13 protein-coding genes and 1 tRNA gene are annotated in these 20,114 nt (G+C 26.2%); 4 read left to right on the top strand and 10 right to left on the bottom strand.

The genetic code is table 4. The features are described from left to right. Positions 1-4: 4 nt before the first annotated feature. The 3 genes from DMC14_RS02045 (at position 5) to DMC14_RS06265 (ending at position 6,094) form a co-directional block, all read left to right on the top strand. Entirely contained in the window at positions 5-4,324 is a 4,320-nt protein-coding gene (locus DMC14_RS02045) for a PolC-type DNA polymerase III (protein WP_116171570.1), read from the top strand. A gap of 139 nt (positions 4,325-4,463) precedes the next feature. After that, on the top strand, positions 4,464-5,330 hold the full coding sequence (locus tag DMC14_RS06270) for an SAM-dependent methyltransferase (protein WP_116171569.1): 867 nt from the start codon (positions 4,464-4,466) through the stop codon (positions 5,328-5,330). Then, on the top strand, positions 5,330-6,094 hold the full coding sequence (locus tag DMC14_RS06265; RefSeq protein ID WP_116171568.1) for a type II restriction endonuclease: 765 nt from the start codon (positions 5,330-5,332) through the stop codon (positions 6,092-6,094). The genes DMC14_RS06270 and DMC14_RS06265 overlap by 1 nt, the downstream gene beginning before the upstream one ends. Before the next feature lie 104 nt (positions 6,095-6,198). Here DMC14_RS06265 and DMC14_RS06260 read toward each other — a convergent pair whose 3' ends face one another. From DMC14_RS06260 to DMC14_RS06250, 7 genes are read right to left on the bottom strand one after another with little or no spacing between them, the layout of a single operon-like run. After that, positions 6,199-7,554 (bottom strand): AEC family transporter, encoded by a 1,356-nt coding sequence (locus DMC14_RS06260; RefSeq protein WP_116171567.1) that lies wholly within the window; start codon positions 7,552-7,554, stop codon positions 6,199-6,201. 1 nt (position 7,555) lies between these two features. After that, positions 7,556-8,257, bottom strand: a complete 702-nt coding sequence (locus DMC14_RS06255) for a ribonuclease III domain-containing protein (protein ID WP_116171566.1) — start codon at positions 8,255-8,257, stop codon at positions 7,556-7,558. After that, positions 8,250-9,248, bottom strand: a complete 999-nt coding sequence (gene plsX / locus DMC14_RS02020; protein WP_116171565.1) for a phosphate acyltransferase PlsX — start codon at positions 9,246-9,248, stop codon at positions 8,250-8,252. The genes DMC14_RS06255 and plsX overlap by 8 nt, the downstream gene beginning before the upstream one ends. A gap of 3 nt (positions 9,249-9,251) precedes the next feature. Then, the gene (locus DMC14_RS02015; RefSeq protein ID WP_137412666.1) at positions 9,252-10,895 is read right to left on the bottom strand and encodes a DAK2 domain-containing protein; all 1,644 of its coding nucleotides are present in this window, start codon (positions 10,893-10,895) and stop codon (positions 9,252-9,254) included. After that, the gene (locus tag DMC14_RS02010) at positions 10,895-11,191 is read right to left on the bottom strand and encodes a hypothetical protein (RefSeq protein ID WP_116171563.1); all 297 of its coding nucleotides are present in this window, start codon (positions 11,189-11,191) and stop codon (positions 10,895-10,897) included. Before DMC14_RS02010 ends, DMC14_RS02015 begins: the two co-directional genes overlap by 1 nt. A 12-nt stretch (positions 11,192-11,203) precedes the next feature. Continuing rightward, positions 11,204-12,460, bottom strand: coding sequence for a serine hydroxymethyltransferase (gene glyA, locus DMC14_RS02005; RefSeq protein ID WP_116171562.1), 1,257 nt, complete (start codon positions 12,458-12,460; stop codon positions 11,204-11,206). A gap of 60 nt (positions 12,461-12,520) precedes the next feature. After that, on the bottom strand, positions 12,521-13,042 hold the full coding sequence (locus DMC14_RS06250; protein ID WP_116171561.1) for a hypothetical protein: 522 nt from the start codon (positions 13,040-13,042) through the stop codon (positions 12,521-12,523). A gap of 402 nt (positions 13,043-13,444) precedes the next feature. Between DMC14_RS06250 and DMC14_RS01995 the strand changes: the two genes are divergently transcribed. Then, a complete protein-coding gene (locus DMC14_RS01995; protein WP_116171560.1) occupies positions 13,445-16,366 on the top strand; it encodes an AAA family ATPase in 2,922 nt (973 codons plus the stop codon). Between the two features lie 224 nt (positions 16,367-16,590). On the opposite strand, the gene DMC14_RS01990 is transcribed toward DMC14_RS01995, so the two are convergent. The 3 genes from DMC14_RS01990 to DMC14_RS06245 form a co-directional block, all read right to left on the bottom strand. Then, the gene (locus tag DMC14_RS01990) at positions 16,591-17,595 is read right to left on the bottom strand and encodes an IS30 family transposase (RefSeq protein WP_116171706.1); all 1,005 of its coding nucleotides are present in this window, start codon (positions 17,593-17,595) and stop codon (positions 16,591-16,593) included. A 170-nt stretch (positions 17,596-17,765) separates the two neighbouring features. After that, positions 17,766-17,841, bottom strand: a tRNA-His gene (locus DMC14_RS01985). Between the two features lie 135 nt (positions 17,842-17,976). Continuing rightward, positions 17,977-20,025 (bottom strand): hypothetical protein, encoded by a 2,049-nt coding sequence (locus DMC14_RS06245; RefSeq protein ID WP_137412665.1) that lies wholly within the window; start codon positions 20,023-20,025, stop codon positions 17,977-17,979. Positions 20,026-20,114 lie beyond the last annotated feature (89 nt).

Raw genomic sequence — 20,114 nt, 5'->3', positions numbered from 1 at the left:
ATATATGCGTGAAAAAGATGCTCAATTTTTAAATTTATGCAAAGAAATAAATTTTAAACCTAACGAAAGTTTTAATGGCGTGAGAGTTTGTGAAGTTACACCTAGTTTGAATTTTGCAAACTGAATTTTTGATTTTCAATTTGATGAATTAATTGATATTAAAGATTATAAGAATTTTCAAAAAGCTTTAGAAGCAAAGTTTCCAAAATGTAAAATTAATTTGCGAATTCAAAATTTAATTTTAGATAAAAAAATAATATCTGAGTATCTTCAATATGTAATTTCAAAAAAATATGTAGTCTTAAAAGAAGTAAGCAGTTTTTTTAGTTCAAAAAATATTGAATTAATTGATCAGGAAATAATATTTAATTTACCATCTAAAAGTGTATATGAAACTTTTAAAGAAAACGATAATTGTATTAAAGATGCTTTATCAAAAATTGGTTATGATTTTTTAGTACCAATTTATAAATTAGAAGAACAAGAAATTAAAATTCAAGGTAAAAAAACCTTGGAAAAATTAATTGGTTCTGTTAATACAATCAAACAAAAAGCTAATATAGAACAAGAAAATTATGAATCTAAAAATAGCAGAACATATAACAGAGGTTTTAGGTCTAGTTATAAATTAAGAGAAATGACAATAGCTGAAGCTCTTAACACTTTTGAACCAGTGCGCGTTATGGTAAAAGGAGAAGTGTATTTCTCAGAATGAAAAAACACAAAAAATGGAAAAAGTATTTTAACAGTTAAAATAGCGGATTATAATGAAGCTATAACTGTTAAACATATTCAAAATGCCGAAGAAGAACAATGTAAATTAAATGAAGGGGACACTATTATTGTTCAGGGAACTTTAGGCGATGATATGTATACAAAAGCTAAATATATAATGGCATCTGGTAAAGATTGATATAGACTAACAGATTCAATCATTAAATTAGATGAAGATAATGAAGAAGAAAAAAGAATTGATTTAGCAATAAGAACTAATATGAGTGTGCAAGATGGTATGGCTTCTGCAGAAGAATATATAAAAGCAATAAAACACTATGGTCATGAAGCAATTGCTATAACAGATCTAGATAACATACAAAGCTTTCCAGTTTTTTATAATTCTTTAAAAAAAGATTCAACTATTAAACCTATTTATGGTGTAACATTATCAACTATATCTAATAAAAATACAATGTTTATTAATTATCAAAAACCATTTTATTTAAAGTCAGCTGAATATGTAGTATTTGACTTAGAAACTACAGGTTTATCTCCAAGGTTTGAAGATATAATAGAATTTGGTGCTTCAATAATACAAAACGGAATTCAAGTAGAAAAAATTCAATTCTTTTTACAAACAAATAAAAAACTAACAGAAAAAATTAAATCACTTACAAATATAAGTGATGAAATGCTAAAAAAAGGTATACCTCAAGAAGAAGGTCTACAAAAAATTTATAATATCTTAAAAGGCAGAATAGCAGTAGCTCATAATGCTTCTTTTGATATGGGCTTTTGTTTTCAAAAATTTAGAGAACGTGGTTGAAATTTAAAAGAACTAATGTGTATTGATACTTTGCATGTTTCTTATTTTTTAGATACAGATGATAGAATTCATAGATTAGAAAAAGTATGTAAAAGACACAACATTGCTTATGACGTTAATGTTGCTCACCGTGCTGATTATGATGCCAATGTTTTGGCTCATGTTTGACAAAAAATGATATCTAGATTGTCTCAAGAACACAATATAAATACTTCTGAACAATTATTTAATACTAATACAAAAAAATGAGCAAAAAGAAAAAGACCTTCAGTTATTAGAGTATTAGCTAAAAATCAAAAAGGTTTAAAAGAAATGTTTCAAATTGTTTCTAATTCTTTAACTAACAATTATGCTAATGGTCCAAAATTCTTTATTGAAGATAAAGAAAAATATCAAAATTTGTTTTTTGGTTCGGCTACACATGAATCTAAATTATGAGAAAAAGTATTATTTGGAACAGATAAAGAAATTAATGATGAAATTAAAAATTATGATTATATAGAATTACCACCTATTAATAGTTTTATATATGAAGTTAAAGATCAAGAAATTACTTGAGAAAATCTTAAAAAAGCTTATATTGATTTAATAGAAAAAGCTACAAAACAAAACAAGCTATGTGTCGCTACTTCAGATTCTCGTTATGTATATGATTATCAAAAGTTATTTCATGCAATATATATAAATGCTCCGACTTTAGGTGGAGGAATGCATTGACTTAAAAATAGAGCACAACCTAATTTTAAATATTTAACAACAAGACAAATGCTAGATGAGTTTGTGTTTTTAGGTGATGAAAAATTAATAAAAGATATTGTAATTAGAAACCCTAAAAAAATTGCTTCACAAATTGAAAAAGTTGAAGTTATTAAAGATAAATTGTATGTTCCAAAATTTGATGATTCTCCAACTAAACTTAGAAATTTAGTGTATCAAAATTTAAAAGAACGTTATGGTGATAATCCTGATTCTTTAATAGTAGAAAGAGTTGAAAAAGAATTAAATCCTATTATTAAGTATGGATATTCAGTTATTTATTGAATAAGTCATAAATTAGTTAAAAAATCTAATGAAGAAGGATATTTAGTTGGTAGTCGTGGTTCTGTAGGATCATCTATTGTTGCTAATTTAGCAAACATTTCAGAGGTTAATCCTTTAGCTCCTCATTATTTATGTCCTAAATGTAAATACTTTGAATGAAATAAAAACCCTAATGTTTATTCTGGTTGAGATTTAGAAGATAAAAATTGTCCTAAGTGCAATACTTTATTACTAAAAGATGGTCATAATATACCTTTTGAAACATTTTTAGGTTTTGAAGCAAATAAAGTACCTGATATAGATTTAAATTTTAGTGGTAATTATCAGCCAACTATTCATAATCTAGTTAAGGAATTATTTGGAGAAAATCATACATTCAGAGCGGGAACTATTTCTAAAATAGCAACTAAAACAGCTTTTGGTTTTTGCGAAAAATATATGCATGAAATTCGTAGTGGTGAAGAACCATGATCTAGACTATATCTTGATTTTTTAGCTCACAAGTCTGAAGGAGTTAAAAGAACAACAGGGCAACACCCCGGAGGAATTATAATCATACCAAAAGAGTTTGATGTTGAAGATTTTACACCCGTTAACTATCCAGCTAATGATATAAATAGTACATGAAAAACAACACATTTTAATTTTGAGTCAATTCACGACAATGTGCTAAAACTTGATTTATTAGGTCATGATGATCCAACAACTATAAAAATGTTGGAAGATCTAACTCATACAAAAGTTAAAGATATACCTAAATCAGATCCAGAAGTTATGAAATTATTTTATACAACAGAATCATTAGGTATAAAACCAGAAACGATAGGTGGTGAAACTACTGGAGCTTATGGTTTGCCAGAATTCGGCACTAATTTTGTTAGAGGTATGTTAAAAGAAGCTCAACCTCGTACATTTAATGATTTAATTTTGTTAAGTGGTTTGAGCCATGGAACAGATGTGTGAGCAGGAAATGCACAAGAACTAGTTAAAAATGGTTTTAGATTAAAAGATTGTGTATGTTGTCGTGATGATATTATGCAAGGCTTAATAGAAAAACAAGTAGACCCCTTAATATCTTTTGAAATAATGGAAAAAGTTCGTAAAGGTAAAGGTTTAAATGAAGAACAAGAAAAATTATTATTAAATAATAAAATTCCAGATTGATATATTAAATCTTTAAAAAAGATTAAATATATGTTTCCTAAAGCACACGCTACAGCATATGTAATTATGGCTTGGAGAATAGCTTGGTATAAGTTATATTACCCATTAGAATTTTATGCTGCATATTATAGTATTAGACCTGATGCGATAGATATTGAAACAATGTCTGCAGGATATAATAAAGTAAGTTTATTATTGGAAGAATATAAAAAACGCAAAAACGACAGAAGTAATCCATTGAGTACAAAACAAGCATCAATGATTGGTACTTTTGAAATTACTAAAGAACTTTATGTTAGAGGATTTAAAATTCAAAAAATATCATTAAAAAGATCTCTAGCTACCGAGTGAATTATAGATAAAGAAACTAAATCATTGATTCCACCTTTTGTTGTTGTTGATGGTTTAGGTGACACTGTTGCAGAAGCCATTGTAAAAGCAAGAGAAGAACATTATTTCTTATCTATTGAAGATTTAATTGAGCGTGGAAAGGTTAATTCAAAAATTTGCACTGAAATGAGGAAATTAGGTGTTTTAAATGATTTGAATGAAACCAACCAAGTTGAATTATTTTAAAAAAGGAAAAATATTTATAAAATTAAAGTTTAAACAATATTTTGTTTGGATTAAAATATAGAATTTTCTATATTTTAATTTTTTTTTCATACTATAATTAATCAAGGAATATAATACATGATAAGGAGAAAGTCATTGTATGGAAAAAGAAATTAAATTAGATCAATTTTATACAAATCCTATTATTTGTGATTCTTTAATTGAAATTGTGCAATCTTTAATTCCTAGTCAGTTGCAAGATGAAATTTTAGAACCCTCTGCTGGAACAGGAAATTTTATTGATGCTTTAGTTTCGGTGGGAGTAAAACCGGAAAAAATATTAGCTTATGATATTGATCCAAAATCCCATGAGATAATTAAACAAGATTATTTAAGTGTACATATACCTTTTAGTGAAAATAGGTTTATAATAGGAAATCCTCCATTTGGTTATCGTGGTAAGAAAGCTTTAGAGTTTTTAAATAAAGGTTTAACAGAAGCTAATTATGTTGCTATGATATTTCCAAATATATTTAAAAGATATTCAATTCAAAAAAAAGTGTTACCTGAAGCAAAATTAATTTATTCTTTGAATTTATTAGAAAAGTCTTTTATACTAAATGATAAACAATATGGTGTTAAATGCGTTTTTCAAATTTGAACTACGAAAAATACATATGCTAAAGATATTAGAATTAAAAATCAACCAATAATACGTCATAAAGATTTTCAAACATTTATTTATAATAATACCCCGCAAACACTAAAATATTTTGAAAAAAACATTTATAAATGAGATTTTGCTGTTCACAGACAAGGTTATTATGATTACAATTTGAAAATAGTTAATCCTAAAGATTTAAAACCTAATAGGCAGTATTTTTTTGTTAAAATTTTAAATAAAAAAGCCAAAAAAATTATAAATAAAATTAATTTTGAAAAATTATCAAAAAACAATACTCAGGTTTTCGGGTTTTCCACTAGTGATTTTGTGGAAGAGTATATGAAATTAAAGGGAGAAAAATAATGCTAACTGAAATATTTGAAAACATTATGGAAAAAAGAAGTTTTTATAGTTCCTCAACAGAAGGCCAAGAATTTGAACAAAAATTTAGAAATTTAATTAAAAAGTCGTATAGTGAAATAATTCCAGGAGAATACTTTAAGAAAGGACTTATTGAAATAACAAATTTAGAAAATAATTCTAATAGCATTAAAATTGCTAATCAATTGCCAAAAATTAAAAATAATATTTTGTCTAAGACTTCTATTGAGTTAGTTTCTAACCCATTTGAAAATGTAAAAAGTCATTTTGTTTATCAACCATATGGTTCTCAAAATTTTCCTGATTTTTTAATTTTTACTGAAAAATATATAATTCCAATAGAAACAAAATTTAGCAAAAACGAGAAAGGAAATAAAGGCATTGATTCTTCAAGGCCTATGTGAAATTCAAATATCCCCAAAATGAATGCTATATATATTTATGGTGTTTCAAATTTGGACACCACATTTTTTAAAGGATCAGACATTCTTAATATTGATACAAATAAAATTTTAATTAACTATTTTGAAGAATTAGATAAAAATACTGAAGCCTTAGATGAAAGTTTGCTAAATCAAAAAAATAATTTTGGTATATACCCCTATATTAGAAAAGCATATGAACATAAAGCAGATAAATCCACATATCTAAAAAATGGGAAAAGAACTATAGAAAGTTATTTTTCTGAAAATAGGAAAAATCGAGAAGAAAATGTACTTAATTTTCTTAGGGAAATAGAAAAATAAAAAACTTCTTAATTTTTAAAGATGCATTTAAAACTACAATTTTGCTATTTTAATTTTTAAACAAAAAAGCTGAAATTAACCAGCTTTTCTAAACATTAGTTTTTTTATTGAGCTATTTTACTTAAAACTAATTCTCCTACAACTAATCATGTAGGTATAAATATAAAACTTGACATAGTAGACAAACTACTTACTTGTGATGTATATTTATCATGATTTTTAAAGTGTTGTGAGTATAAAACAATTGTTGTTCCTGGAGGAACTGCACCAACCATTACCAATACAGCTCCCACGCTTACGGGCAATAATTTTTTAGTCACAAAGAACATTACAATTAATAATATAAACAAAGGAACTAAACCTGATTTATAAAATAAAAATAATCAATTTTCTTTTTTTCTAAACATTTCCTTTAAATTAGTTTTGGCCAAACTAGTTCCTATAACTATCCAAATTAAAGGACTAATTAAACTCACCAAAATATTAACTGGTTTAGCCAAATATGGCATAGTCACATTTCAATCAAATCATCCTGTTGGTTTTCCATTGTAAGGAAATCATAATTTTTTTAAATTATCATATCTAAATCAATTAATAATTTTTTTAGTTTTTAAACCATCTAAAACAGTTATTTCTTGTCCATATAATGTACTAAAATTTGGACCAAAAGTTCCTTCTTTAGTAAATATATTTGAATTACCGCCAGAATTTAACAATATTTTATTTGTGTCTTTAATTGTTGAACCGAATCTAGGTATATATTGTGTTGCTCATAACCCTATAGCTATAAGAACAACAATAAATGCAGGATTTAAAATAGCTTTTTTCAATGTGTATTTGAATTCTTTTTTAGTAAATTTAACTCCAGATAATAAAGAAAAAGATAAACCAAAACCACCAATATAATAAAGAATATTTCAAATACTTAATGATCCTAATTCGGGTCCATTAGGAAATACACCCAAAACAATTGGAGTGGCAAATAAAATATTTGATCCATAAATACACATTAATCAAGTCACTAAATGTTTTCTTTGCAATTTTTCTAAATAAGCGCCTTGATTTCAAATTTGTTTTATGTCAAATTCAACATTTGCTTGATATTCTTCAAAATCTTTTTGAGCTCTTTTTATAATCCTCTTAGGAATTAAGTGAGGTAAAAATTTTGTTCATAATATTGCTATTGTTGTCAAAATAATATAATAAATGGCACTAAGTCCAAAAACTATACCATATGTTTTTAAATCAGCTTTATCAGCATTTTTCATAAATGAAAAAAAAGATAAAAATGGAATAATAATATTAATTATTATTTTTTGAATTGCTGTTGTAGCATTATCATTTAAAATTTTAGTTTTAAATAAAACAAAACCTAAAAAAGTAATAAGTAATGTCGAAATTATGGCCCCTCAAAGTCCTGTATTGCTAATAATGCTACCAAATAACTTTCCAGAGCTCATATTACACTCCTAATTTTTCTAATGCATCTATTGCTGCATTAGTTTCAGCATCTTTCTTAGATTTTCCTATTCCTTCGCCATATTTTACATTTTCAAACATAACAACTGATCCAAATTGTGAATTGGCTAAAATTTCAGTTATATATTCAATTTTTGAATTACTTGATTTTTGGAAATGTTCTTGCAATAAATTTTTTGGATGATTGTGTTTCACGTTTAATGCTCTATCAAAAGTAGGCTTTAAAGTAATATTAGTAAATTCTCTTACTTTTGATAAACCATAAACTATATAAATTGCTCCAACAAATGATTCATATAAGTTTGATATTGTTTTTTTATTTAAACCATTGATAAAGGCCGTTTTAGAATGCCTTAAATACTGCATTAACTTAAATTTAGTTGCAATATTAGCTAAATTTGTTTTGTCAACAACAGAACTGCGTAACTGAGTTGCCAACCCCGCTTTTCATCATTTCTTTTTAGAAGATATTCAATCAGTCAAAATAAATTGCAAAATACCATCTCCTATAAATTCTAAATAATCATTGTCTTTGCAATCTTTATGCTCGTTTGAATAAGATTTGTGTGTAAAAGCTGTAATTAATAATTCTATTTCTTCTTGTTTTAATTTTTCTGTTGGTAAATTAAATGATTCTAGCAAAGCTCTTAATTCTTCTCAAAATAATGTTTCTTTTTTATTCATTATTTATAGCTCCCAAATTTGATTTTATGTCCTCAATAAAATTATTTTTTTCTAATAAATTTTTAATTTGATTTAAAGCATTATAAAAAGCTATTTTATCAGAACTACCATGTGCCTTCACTACTACTTTTTCCAGTCCTACAATATATGCTCCACCCACATTTCTATAATCAAATCTTTGTTTCATCTTTTTTAATTTTGGTTTTAAAAATAAACCACCAATTTTAGATATACAACTTGACATTATTGTTTGTTTTAAAACCCTACCAAAACCTATAAAAGAAGATTCCAAAGTTTTTAAAAATATATTTCCTATTTGGCCTTCTGCCAAGACAATATCCACTTTTCCTTCAATCGCATCTTTAGGTTCAATAAAGCCCTGATAATTAATTAAAGTATTATCTTTAAGCAAATGATTTGCCTCTTTTATATTGTTGCTTCCCTTATATTCTTCTGTTCCTATATTTAATAAACCTACTGTTGGTTTTTGTATATTAAAAATTTTTTTATAATATTCTGTAGCAACTAAAGATCAATTATTTAAATATTCAGAAGGTGTTTCAACATTTGCCCCAGCATCTAAAAGTAAAATATATTTATTATTAATTGTTGGGATCATAGGCATAAATGCAGGTCTTGCTACATTTGGCAACCTTTTTACTTTTAGGCTTGATAAAGAGATTAAAGATCCACTATCTCCGCTGCTTAGAATTGCGTCATATTCATTTTCATTTAAAAAATTAAAAGCATCTAACATAGTAGATTGATTTTTTAAAATTTCACGAGGAGAATTTTCAATATGAGCCAACCCATTTGAATCAAAAATTTCAAATTTATTTGTGTTTTTTTTCAAATATTCTTTAATTATATTTGCAGGTCCAACTAAAGTAAGTTGATAATTAGGGTTTTCATTTTTAAATTTTAAAGCAGCATCTAAGGCTTTAAAATGTCCGCCATCATTATTTAAAATATCAAAAACAATTTTTTTCATAGTTTACTCCGCTGCAATTAAATAAGGATAAATAGTTTGGCCGCCATTATATACATCAACACTAACACCAAAATTTACTTCAATATAATTTTGTAATTCATTTATATCGGCTTCAGTCACCCCTTGGCCATAAAACAATGTAACAATTTGTGTATCTTCACTTACTAATTCATTTAATAGTTTTATAGCGGCTTCATTAAATGTTTTGGCTGTGTTGGTTAGTTTGCCTTCTTTAATAGTCATAAATTCGCCAGCCTTGACTTTAATTCCATCTAATTTTGTCGTTTTAATTGAAGGAGCAACCTCACCATAATGAATATTTGTTAAAGCATCACGCATTAATTGGTGGTTTTCTTCTACTGAATTATCTTTACTAAAGTTATACAATACGCTTAATGATTGAGCTTGAGATTTTGTTGGAATAATAATAATTTTTTTATCTTTAACAATAGTAGATGCTTGTTGTGCTGAAAGAATAATATTTGAGTTATTAGGTAAGATAAAAATTGTTTCAGCATTAACTGAATTAATTGCATACACTATATCGTTAATTGAAGGGTTGTTTGTTTGGCCACCTTCGACAATGTAAGATACTCCATTTTCTTTTAAAGTGCTAATAATACCTGCTCCAGAATTACATGATATTATAGCTGATGCTTTTCTTTCTAAACATTTTTCATCATCTTTGTTGCATTCTGTTTTTTTAGTTGAAGTGTCAGCATTTTTTTTACTATCATTTGCTTGCAAAGTCATATTTTCAATTTTAACCTTAATAAATTGACCTAAACTATTAACAGCATTTAAAACTTCTCCTGGTCTTATGGCATGAATGTGTACTTTTAAAATTGAATTATCTTGAACAACAACCATTGAACTTCCAATTTTTTCTAATTTATTAATTAAAAAATCTCTATTAAACTTCTTTGGTTTTTTTAATTCAAGTATAAATTCTGTGCAATAACCAAACTCGCCTTCAAAAACTTCGGTATCTGATATAAATTTATTTACATCATCTTCTTTATTTAGTAATTGAATAGGAGAACCTTGAAAATATGCAAGCATTCCTTCTAATACTGCATATAAACCTTCTCCTCCAGAGTCAGTAACTTCTACTTCTTTAAGTACTTTTAACAAATTAGGAGTATTATCACAACTTTTTCTTGCTAAACCTAAAGCTATTGTAAAAACATCCTTAATGTCACTATCAATAAGAACATTGTCTATTAGTCCTTCTGAAGTTTCTCTTATAACTGTTAAAATTGTACCTTCAATAGGTTTTAAAACAGCCTTGTAAGCAGAATTGGACGCTGATTGAAAAGATTTAACTAAATCATAAGAATTGATTTCGGTCTTATTATTAAAGCCTAAGGCAAAACCTTTAAAAATTTGACTTAAAATTACACCTGAATTACCACGTGCAGAAAACAACATATCTTGAGCCATTTTTGTAGCCACTTCTGAAATATTTGTATTTTCTTTTTCATTTCCATTAATGATTGACATAATTGTTGAAGCCATGTTTGAGCCAGTATCTCCATCAGGTACTGGAAAAACATTCAATGCGTTAATTGAATTTTGTTTATTTTTTAAATTATAAGCACCCGATGTAACTGCTTCTAATCATATTTTTCCATCTATTTTTCTCATTATTTTGTTCCTTTAATGTATACACATATTTTTCCAATTTTTAAGTCTTGATCCTTAAGGTTATAGTTGATAATTTGGTATATTTCTTCAACAATATTTTTAGCACTAATATTTACTAAAATTATTAAACCAATACACAAATCTAATAAATTTTTATTTTTCTTATTTTTTGTTATTACCAATCCATCGTTGTCAAAATCAATATCATTTTCTTTTGTTAAAGTTTTAAAATCGACAACACCTGCTATTGATGAAATCCAATTTTTAATTTTGATAATTAAATCCTTGCTAATCATAAATTCTCCATTTTATTTTTTAATATAGTTTCTTTTTATTGGAAACATTGAAGTTAGCTTGGCTACTTCTTTTTTTATTACTAGTTTCAAATTTTCATTTTGAGGATCTCTTAAGCACTTATCTATTAAGTTAGCTAAAATAATAAATTCATCTTCACAAAAACCACGAGAGGTCATAGCGGCTGAACCTAATCTAATACCACTGGAAATCATTGGTGATTCTGTATCGTTTGGAATTGAATTTTTATTTACTGTAATATTGCATTCTTGTAATATATTTGAAGCTTCTTTGCCAGTTAAATTATAAGAAGTCTTAACATCGATCATAAATAAATTGTTTGCAGTTAAACCCGATATTATTTTTGCGCCTTTATTTATAAATGTTTGACAAAAAACTTTTGAATTTTTTAAAAGTTGATCTTGATATTCTGCAAATTCAGGTTGTAAGGCTTCATAAAAAGAAGCTGCCTTAGCTGCTATTTGGTGAAATAAAGCACCGCCTTGATACCCTGGAAAAACAGCTTTATCTATTTTTTTAGCTATTTCTTCATTATTGCTTAAAATTATTGCTCCTCTTGTCCCTCTTAATGTTTTATGAGTTGTTGTCATTATTACATCAGCATAAGGAACTGGAGATGGATGTAATCCAGCTATTATTAAACCTGAAATGTGTGAAATATCAGCTAATAAATAAGCCCCCACTTGATTTGCTATTTCTCTAAAATTATCAAATTGAATTATTTGAGAATAAGCTGAGTATCCACAAATTATTAATTTAGGCTTTACTTTTTTTGCAATTTTTAAAATATTATCATAGTCTAAAAAACCATTTTCATCTACAGAGTATGAATAAGATTCATATAAAATTCCACTAAAAGAAATTTTATAGCCGTGAGTTAAGTGTCCACCCGAATCTAATGATAAACCCAAAACTTTATCGCCTGGGTTCAATAGAGCCAAATATATTGCTGCATTTGCTACAGAACCTGAGTATGGTTGAACATTAGCAAAATTAACATTAAAAAGTTTTTTAGCTCTTTCTTGTGCTAGCATTTCTATTTGATCAATATATTCACAACCACCATAATATCTTTTATTTGGGTATCCTTCCCCATATTTATTAGTTAAACAAGATCCTGCAGCTTTTAAAACATCTTCTGAAACATAATTTTCCGAAGCAATTAATTCAATATGGTCTTCTTGTCTTTTGCATTCATTATTAATCATTGTTTCTAATTCTTTGTCAACTAAAGAAATTTTTTTATACATAGTAACCTCCTTATTTTTTTGTATAAATAAAATAAATTAAAAAACTAAACTAAATTTGCTTTAGTCTAGTAAAGATTTTTTAGCTCTTTCTTCTTTTTCAATTTGGGTTTTCAATTTATCTTGTTTTTTCTTTTCGACATGTTTAACTATTAAAAGGATGGGAATTGATAAAAATGCTAAACCAATAGCAGGCAAAACTCTATATGGTCATTCTGAAACTCCAGATGATACTAAAAAAGAATTCATAGCTATAGCAACGGGTACTAAAAATATAAATGCGCTTAACTTTAATACTTTAAATTTAAGAGCCAGAAGAGAAACAATTGATATTTGCACAACAGCTATTGCTAAGGCAATTGGCAAGAGCACTGATCATCTATTTAAGGTTTTGGTAGATGATATAATTCAACCATCTTTACCTGCTAATAAAAATATTAAAAATGATGGAATTGCAATTAAAAATAATCCAGTTAAGGCAACCCTTCATGAATTAGATAAAGTACGTTTTTCTTTTTGGACTTCTAAAGTCTGATAATTATTAATATTTACTTTTTTATTTTTTCATTTTTTATTATTTGACATTATTATTCTCCTCTTATGTTATAAGACATTAATAAATTTTATCAAAAATTAATTATATATTGCAAAAGCAATGCTTAATTATATTTATTAAATAAATAAATATATTAAATTGCATTTAAAAAACATTTAAATAATTTTAAAAAAAATTTAAATAAAAACATTTCAAACTTTGTATTTAATTATTTTTTTGTCTTAAATTAAGACTTTTTATTGAGTTTTAAATTTAATTTTTGTTTTAAAAAATAACAAAGCAAAAAAATAAATTTAATAAAAAAAATAAAACAGAAAAAGTTTAAAAAAAATTTAAAATTACCTAAAAATAGTATTTTTAGTATCTGTTTATCTTTTTCTTTTATAATGTATTAATACGCATTTGTGTATTTTAGCCTCGAAAGGAAGATAATGAAACTAATACAAGTTGAAGCTCATGGTTTTAAATCATTTGCTGATAAAGTATCATTAAAATTTGATGGTGGCGTTGTCGCTATTATTGGTCCTAATGGTTCCGGAAAATCAAATATTAATGATGCTATAAGATGAGTTCTAGGTGAAACTAGTTCCAAGGTTTTGCGTGGAGATAGCATGGAAGATGTTATTTTTGCCGGTTCCAAAACAGAAAAAGAAATGAATAAAGCAGAAGTTATTTTAACTTTTGATAATAGAGATAGAGCAGTAAGCATACCTCATGATTTTTTTACAATATCTCGTGTTTTAAATAGGGGAAAAGGTGCTAATGAATACTATATTAATGGGGGAATAGCTAGACAAAAAGATATAAAAGAAATAGCGATGCAAAGTGGAATTTCAAAATCATCTTTAGCTATAATTGGTCAAGGCACCATATCTGATATAGCAGAAGCAACACCTGAAAGACGTCGTGAAATATTTGAAGAAGCTTCTGGTACTTCAATGTATCGTTCTAAAAAAACTGAAGCAATGAGAAAATTAGAAAGAACAGATGAAGCTTTAGAACAAATTGAAATTATAGTCCAAGAATTAGAAAGACAAATTAAGCCCTTACAAAAGCAAGCTGAAAAAGCCAAAATATTTAAACAAAAATCAGAACAACTTAAAGAAGTGGAAGTTTCCTTATTAGTTCATGATTTTATGTCTTATTCAGAAAGATTAGAAAAATTAAATTCAGAAGGCTTAGCATATAACCAACAAAAAGAAGATCTTGAAATAAAACTAAAAATGTATTCTGAAATTACTAATCAAAAGCAACAATTAATGGTCCAATTGGATTCTTCAATTGAAAAGTTAAAAACTAGAATTGATGAAATAACTTCAAATATATCAAATTTAGAAATTAGATCAGCTCGTGAAGAAAAACAACGTGAAATGCTTATTAATGGTGAACTAAAAGTTACTGAAGAACAAAGAATTGAAGCTTTAAAAGAAGAATTGAGTTCTTTAAATACTAAAATTGAATCGTACAAAAAATATATTGCTACACAAAAAGATAAATTAGAAAATATAACACAAGAAATTACCAATTTATCAGCTTCTAATAACAATGCTAAAAGAGACGTTAATATTGAAAAAGAAAAACTACATAAAATTAACTCTAAATTAGACATTATTGAAGAAATGAGACATTCTAAAACAAATCTTCAAAAAGGAACAAAACATATTGTTGAAAATGCCCATATATTCAAAGGTTATAAGGGACTAGTATCTGATATTTTGAAAGTAGATTCTAAATATAGTCTTGCTATAGAAACAGTTTTATCTAATGCATTGCAACACATTGTTGTTGATAATTCAGAAACAGCAGTTAAAGCAGTAGAATTTTTAAAACAAAATAAAGGTGGAAGAGCTACATTTATACCATTGGGTTCAATAAAACCAAAATTTGTTTTTGAACAACATATAGTTGTGGCTCAAACTCAAAAAGGTTTTTTAGGTGTAGCTTCTGAATTAATTGAAGTTGAAAAAGAATTTGATATTTTAAGAAAATTCTTACTAGGAAGTATATTAGTAGCAGACACAATAGAAAATGCTAATAAAATTTCTTACTTGTTAGAAAAAAGATACATGATTGTAACTTTAGAAGGCGACATTATTAGAGCTGGCGGCGTTATTACCGGTGGTCAAAAGAATGAATCTGCTAATATATTAGATATCGAAGAGCAAATCAAAAAATTACAAGATGCCAAGCCATCTTTAATTGCTTTCATTTCAGCAAAAGAAAAAGAAATTAATGAAAATGATCAAAAATTACAACAATTAAGCGCATTATTTTCAAATCTAACTTTAGATAAAACAAAACAAGAAAATAGTTTAAAAGAAGCTTATGTAAAATTTGATGAAATTAGAATTAAATATGAATCTATTTCCAAAGAAAAACTTGATAATCTAGAAACAGTAGACATTGCCTTAAAAATTCAAAAATTAACTTTAGAAAGAAGTGAATTAAACGCAAACAAAACTTCTCAATCTGAATTATTACAATCAGCTAAAAGAGAATTTACAGATGCAAACACAAAATTAGCAGAAGCTAATAATGAACTAAATACTTTAATTTCTGATAATGCTATGAAAATAGCTGAAAAATCTAAGGCTGAAACAGCAATTGGCTATGTAAAACAAAGATTATCTGAACAATATAATATGTTGTTTGACACAGCAAGAGAATTTTATAACCCTGAAATTGATTTTGAAGTAGCTAGAAATCTTGTGCGAGACTTAAAAAATGATATTAAAGATTTAGGACATGTCAATTTAGATTCTATTGCTCAATTAGAAGAAACAGAAAATAGATATAATGAAGTTAAAAAACAAGAGCAAGATATAATAGATGCTAAAACCACAATTGAAGAAGTTATTGCTGAAATGGATAAAATTATTATTGAAAGAATAACTAATACAGTTACTTTGGCCAACAATGAATTTAAATATGTTTTTTCAAAAATGTTTGGTGGTGGTATGGCTGAAATTAAATATACTGATCCAGAAAATTTATTGGATAGTGGTATTGATGTTATGGCACAACCTCCTGGAAAATCTATTAAGAATTTAAAACTATTTTCTGGTGGTGAGAAAGCTTTAATTGCTATTTCATTGTTATTCTCATTATTAAAAGCCAAACCATTACCTTTATGTATTTTAGATGAAGTTGAAGCTGCACTAGATGAAGCAAATGTTATTCGTTTTGCAGAATTTTTACAAAGTTTAAAAGAAAATACACAATTTATAGTGATTACTCACCGTCAAGGAACAATGGAAAGAGTTGATAAATTATATGGCGCTACTATGCAAAAACGTGGAGTTACTACATTTTTTAGTGTTAATTTAACTGAAGCAAAACAACTAGTGGATTAATATAATTAAAATGTTGAGACATAAAACTCAACATTCCTTAAATGAAATATCAAGTGCAACACATAATTGTGCTTGATGTTTTTATTATATATTTAAAATTTTAAAGTTTGTAAAAATATATGTTTTTTTTGTTTTTATGTATTTTTTAAACAATTTAAATAAACAAAAAACACCGTTTATTCGGTAGAAATAAATTCTAATTTATTTATTTGTTAATTATTAGCTTAGATGTAATTTTCTTTTAAAAATAGTTCTTTTGAAGATTTTCAACCAAGTATTTCTCTTGGCATTTCATTTATTTTATTTGAAATATTTTGTAACGTTTCAATGTTGATTGTATTAAAGTTAAAACCTTTTTTATATTCCCTTCTAATTAAACCATTTCAATTTTCATTTGAACCACGTTGAAATGATGCATAAGGTTCAGCTCGATAAATTTTTATTTTTAATCATTTGGCTAATATTCCTATTTTTTCAAATTCTATACCATTGTCAATTGTTATACTTTTAACAATTAAACTATTTTCTTTTATTAGCTTGCGTAGTTGAGTATTAATTTCATAACCTGATTTACTTAAAACAAATGTTGCAAAGCCTATTCTTGTTTTTCGTTCTGTTAAAGTTAAAATATTTCTGAAACCAGTGCTGCGCTTGCCAATTACTAGATCAGCTTCTCAATGACCATATTCTTGTCTTAAATCTATAGATTTAGGTCTAGTTCAAATCGGAAAAACATAGCTAGCGCTTGTAACTAATCTGCTTACAACTGAAGCTGTTCGTTTGCCGCCCTTTTTATAAAAACTCCTTAATCTATTATGTTTTTTAATTGTTCATTGATTGCTTTTTATCCAATTAAAAACAGTTCTTAGTGATGGTAATTTAATTTTAAAATTAGTTTTAATATAGTGATATGTTGATTTTATACCAAAAAACTTTTTGTCATATTTTTGAATAAAAATGTTAGTAAATTCTTTATAGCTAAAATTAACATTAAATCTAAACATATATTTATGAGAATGTCTTTTAAACGATTTTATATTTGCTGCACAAGAATCATAATTTCCAGTTAAATCAAGATTTCTTTTTATTTCTCTAGAAATGGTTGAAGGACTTCTGCGTAATCGTCTAGCAATTTTTCGTATTGAATAGCCATTATCCATTAATTTTTTGATAAAAAATCTTTCTTCATAAGAAATGTGAAAATATTTTTTAAATGCTTTATAATTCATATTAGGTCTCCTTAGGTGTTTTTTGTGAGGCCTTTTTTTATTTTTTTAAGTAGAAAAAAATTCAAGCAACCTCACACTAATATTTTATCAATAAAGTGTTGCACTTGAATTTTCAATTCAGCGTTGTGAGTAATCACAACTTTTTTGTTAGTAATAAAAGATAAAAAAAATGGGGCGTTCGAAGGGGATCGAACCCTCGTATGCCGGAGCCACAACCCGGAGCGTTAACCACTTCGCCACGAACGCCATATAATAAGCCTTATTATTTTAGCATAAATTAAAAATAGAAAATAAAAAAAGTTATTAATAGTTATATTTATAAATAAAAAAATAGTGGAAGGTCTAAAAGCTTCCGCTATTTTAAAATATGCTATTATTTTTTTATTGTTCTAATTGAATATAATATGGGGTAGTTTTGTCACTTTCAAACATAAATACAATATTTAATTTACCATCCTTAAGAGTAAATTCTAGTGCTTTTCTATTAGCTTGTTGCCCACCTTTTTTAAAGGCTCTAACTATTTTTTTGGTTTTAATTGCTTGAATAAAATCTTCATCTCAAGTAATTCCAGTAAAATCTTTTTTAGCTTTTTTACTACTTGGCCCATATTGAATAGTTTTATTATTGTCTTTTATATAACCAAATACTTTTTCATCAATTCCATTTTTAGCATTTTCCTTATAAGCTTTAATTTCTGCTATAACGGAAGCATCTAGTTGACCTGTAAAAATGGTTTTATTTGCAATTTTGTCAATTATATTTTGCTTTAAATCTGCTTCTGAAAATATCTTAAAACCTTCATATTCAACTTCTTTTGTATAAGAATAATTACCATCATAACTTTCAAAAACAAAAGATATTAAAACTTTTCCTTCTTGTTCTAATTTAGAAGTTGTTTTATTACTTAGAGTTTTAAATTTAATAAATTCTGGCTTTGTAGAATCATTTTCATAAATAAATTTTCCGCCTTCTTTAGCTAAATCAAAACTCTTATAATTTATTGATTTAGGTAAGGTATTTGGCTTATCTATATCGCTTTTAAGTTTCGGATTTAAAACTGTAAATCATTCTTCAATATTTGGAGAATCAAACTTAAATATTGTTGAAACAGTATACTTTTTATTCTCAATTGATAATTCAGCGGACATTGTTTTAGTGCCTAAATCTCATTTTACTGAATATAATTTATTTTCAACACTTTGTGATGAAAGACCTTTTTCATTTAGTAAATCAATTGTAAAAACACTAGATTTTATGTGATCTTCAAAATCTTTGTATGAACCAGTTGCGCCCTCTTCCATTAAATATAGTATTTCTGAATCTAAGTTTGTTTTGTCAATTTCTGTAATAAATTTATTATTATTAAAACGTAATTTTTGAACTAATTTATCTGCTTCATTGGCTCTTTCTTCAGAAACTTTTGTTTTAATTTCTTCCAATTTATTTTCTAAATTGGTCTTAGCTTCATTAATTTTTTCAGCTGTCGCATCAGATGCTAAAGCTACATTTGTATTATTTGCAATAACTTGTTCTAACTCGCTTTTTAAATTAACTAAATAATCATATTTTAAGTCTTGTAATACATATTTTTCTACTTGAGATTTAACAGTATTAAATTCTTTTAATGCTTTTTGCTTTGGTGTTTCTTCTGGTTTTGATAGTATTTTTTCATAAGAAGTTTTTAAAACTGATTTAGCATCTTTATATTCTTTTTCTGTTCCATTTTCTTTTTTATAAGTTTCTTCAGCTTTTAAAATGGCTTTTTGAAGGTCTTCTTTTTGATCTTCTCTTAATTCATTAGAAGTTAGTTTTGTTTTTAATTCTTCAATGTATGCGTTTAATTCTTCCTTTGCTTTTTTAGCTAATTCCTCTGGTGTTTGAGCGTGAGGATCGGGAAGATTTTTTATTTCGTTAAAAGAATTTTGAAGAGCTTCTTTAGCTTGTTTTGCTTCTTCTGCAGTTACACCTGTTTTATTTAAAATTGCTTCTGCTTTTTCAATTTCTACTTTTAATTTTGTTTTTTGATCTTCTTTTAATTCTTCTGAAGTTAATTTTGTTTTTAATTCTTCAATGTATGTGTTTAATTCTTCCTTTGCTTTTTTAGCCAATTCCTCTGGTGTTTGAGTGTGAGGATCGGGAAGATTTTTTATTTCGTTAAAAGAATTTTGAAGAGCTTCTTTAGCTTGTTTCGCTTCTTCTGCAGTTACACCTGTTTTATTTAAAATTGCTTCAGCTTTTTCAATTTCTACTTTTAATTTTTCTTTTTGGTCTTCTCTTAAATCTTTACCATTTAATTTGGTTTTTAATTCAGCAATTGTATTGCTTAATTTTTTAACTTCTTTATTTTCACAAGAAATTAATGAAAATGATATAGGCACTATAGAACTTAAAGCGCCTAAAGCAGTTAATATTTTTAGTGATTTCTTCATATTTTCTCCATTTTTTTATTCTAATACATTTATAATTTTAACAAAAAAGTATTTATAACTAATTTTTAGAAGAAAAATATATTAAATTT

It is taken from the genome of Metamycoplasma phocicerebrale (genome assembly GCF_003383595.3).
GTDB lineage: Bacteria > Bacillota_I > Bacilli_A > Mycoplasmatales > Metamycoplasmataceae > Metamycoplasma > Metamycoplasma phocicerebrale.
The sequence above is the reverse complement of the archived record's forward strand: the minus strand, read 5'-3'. Positions and strand labels throughout refer to the sequence as shown.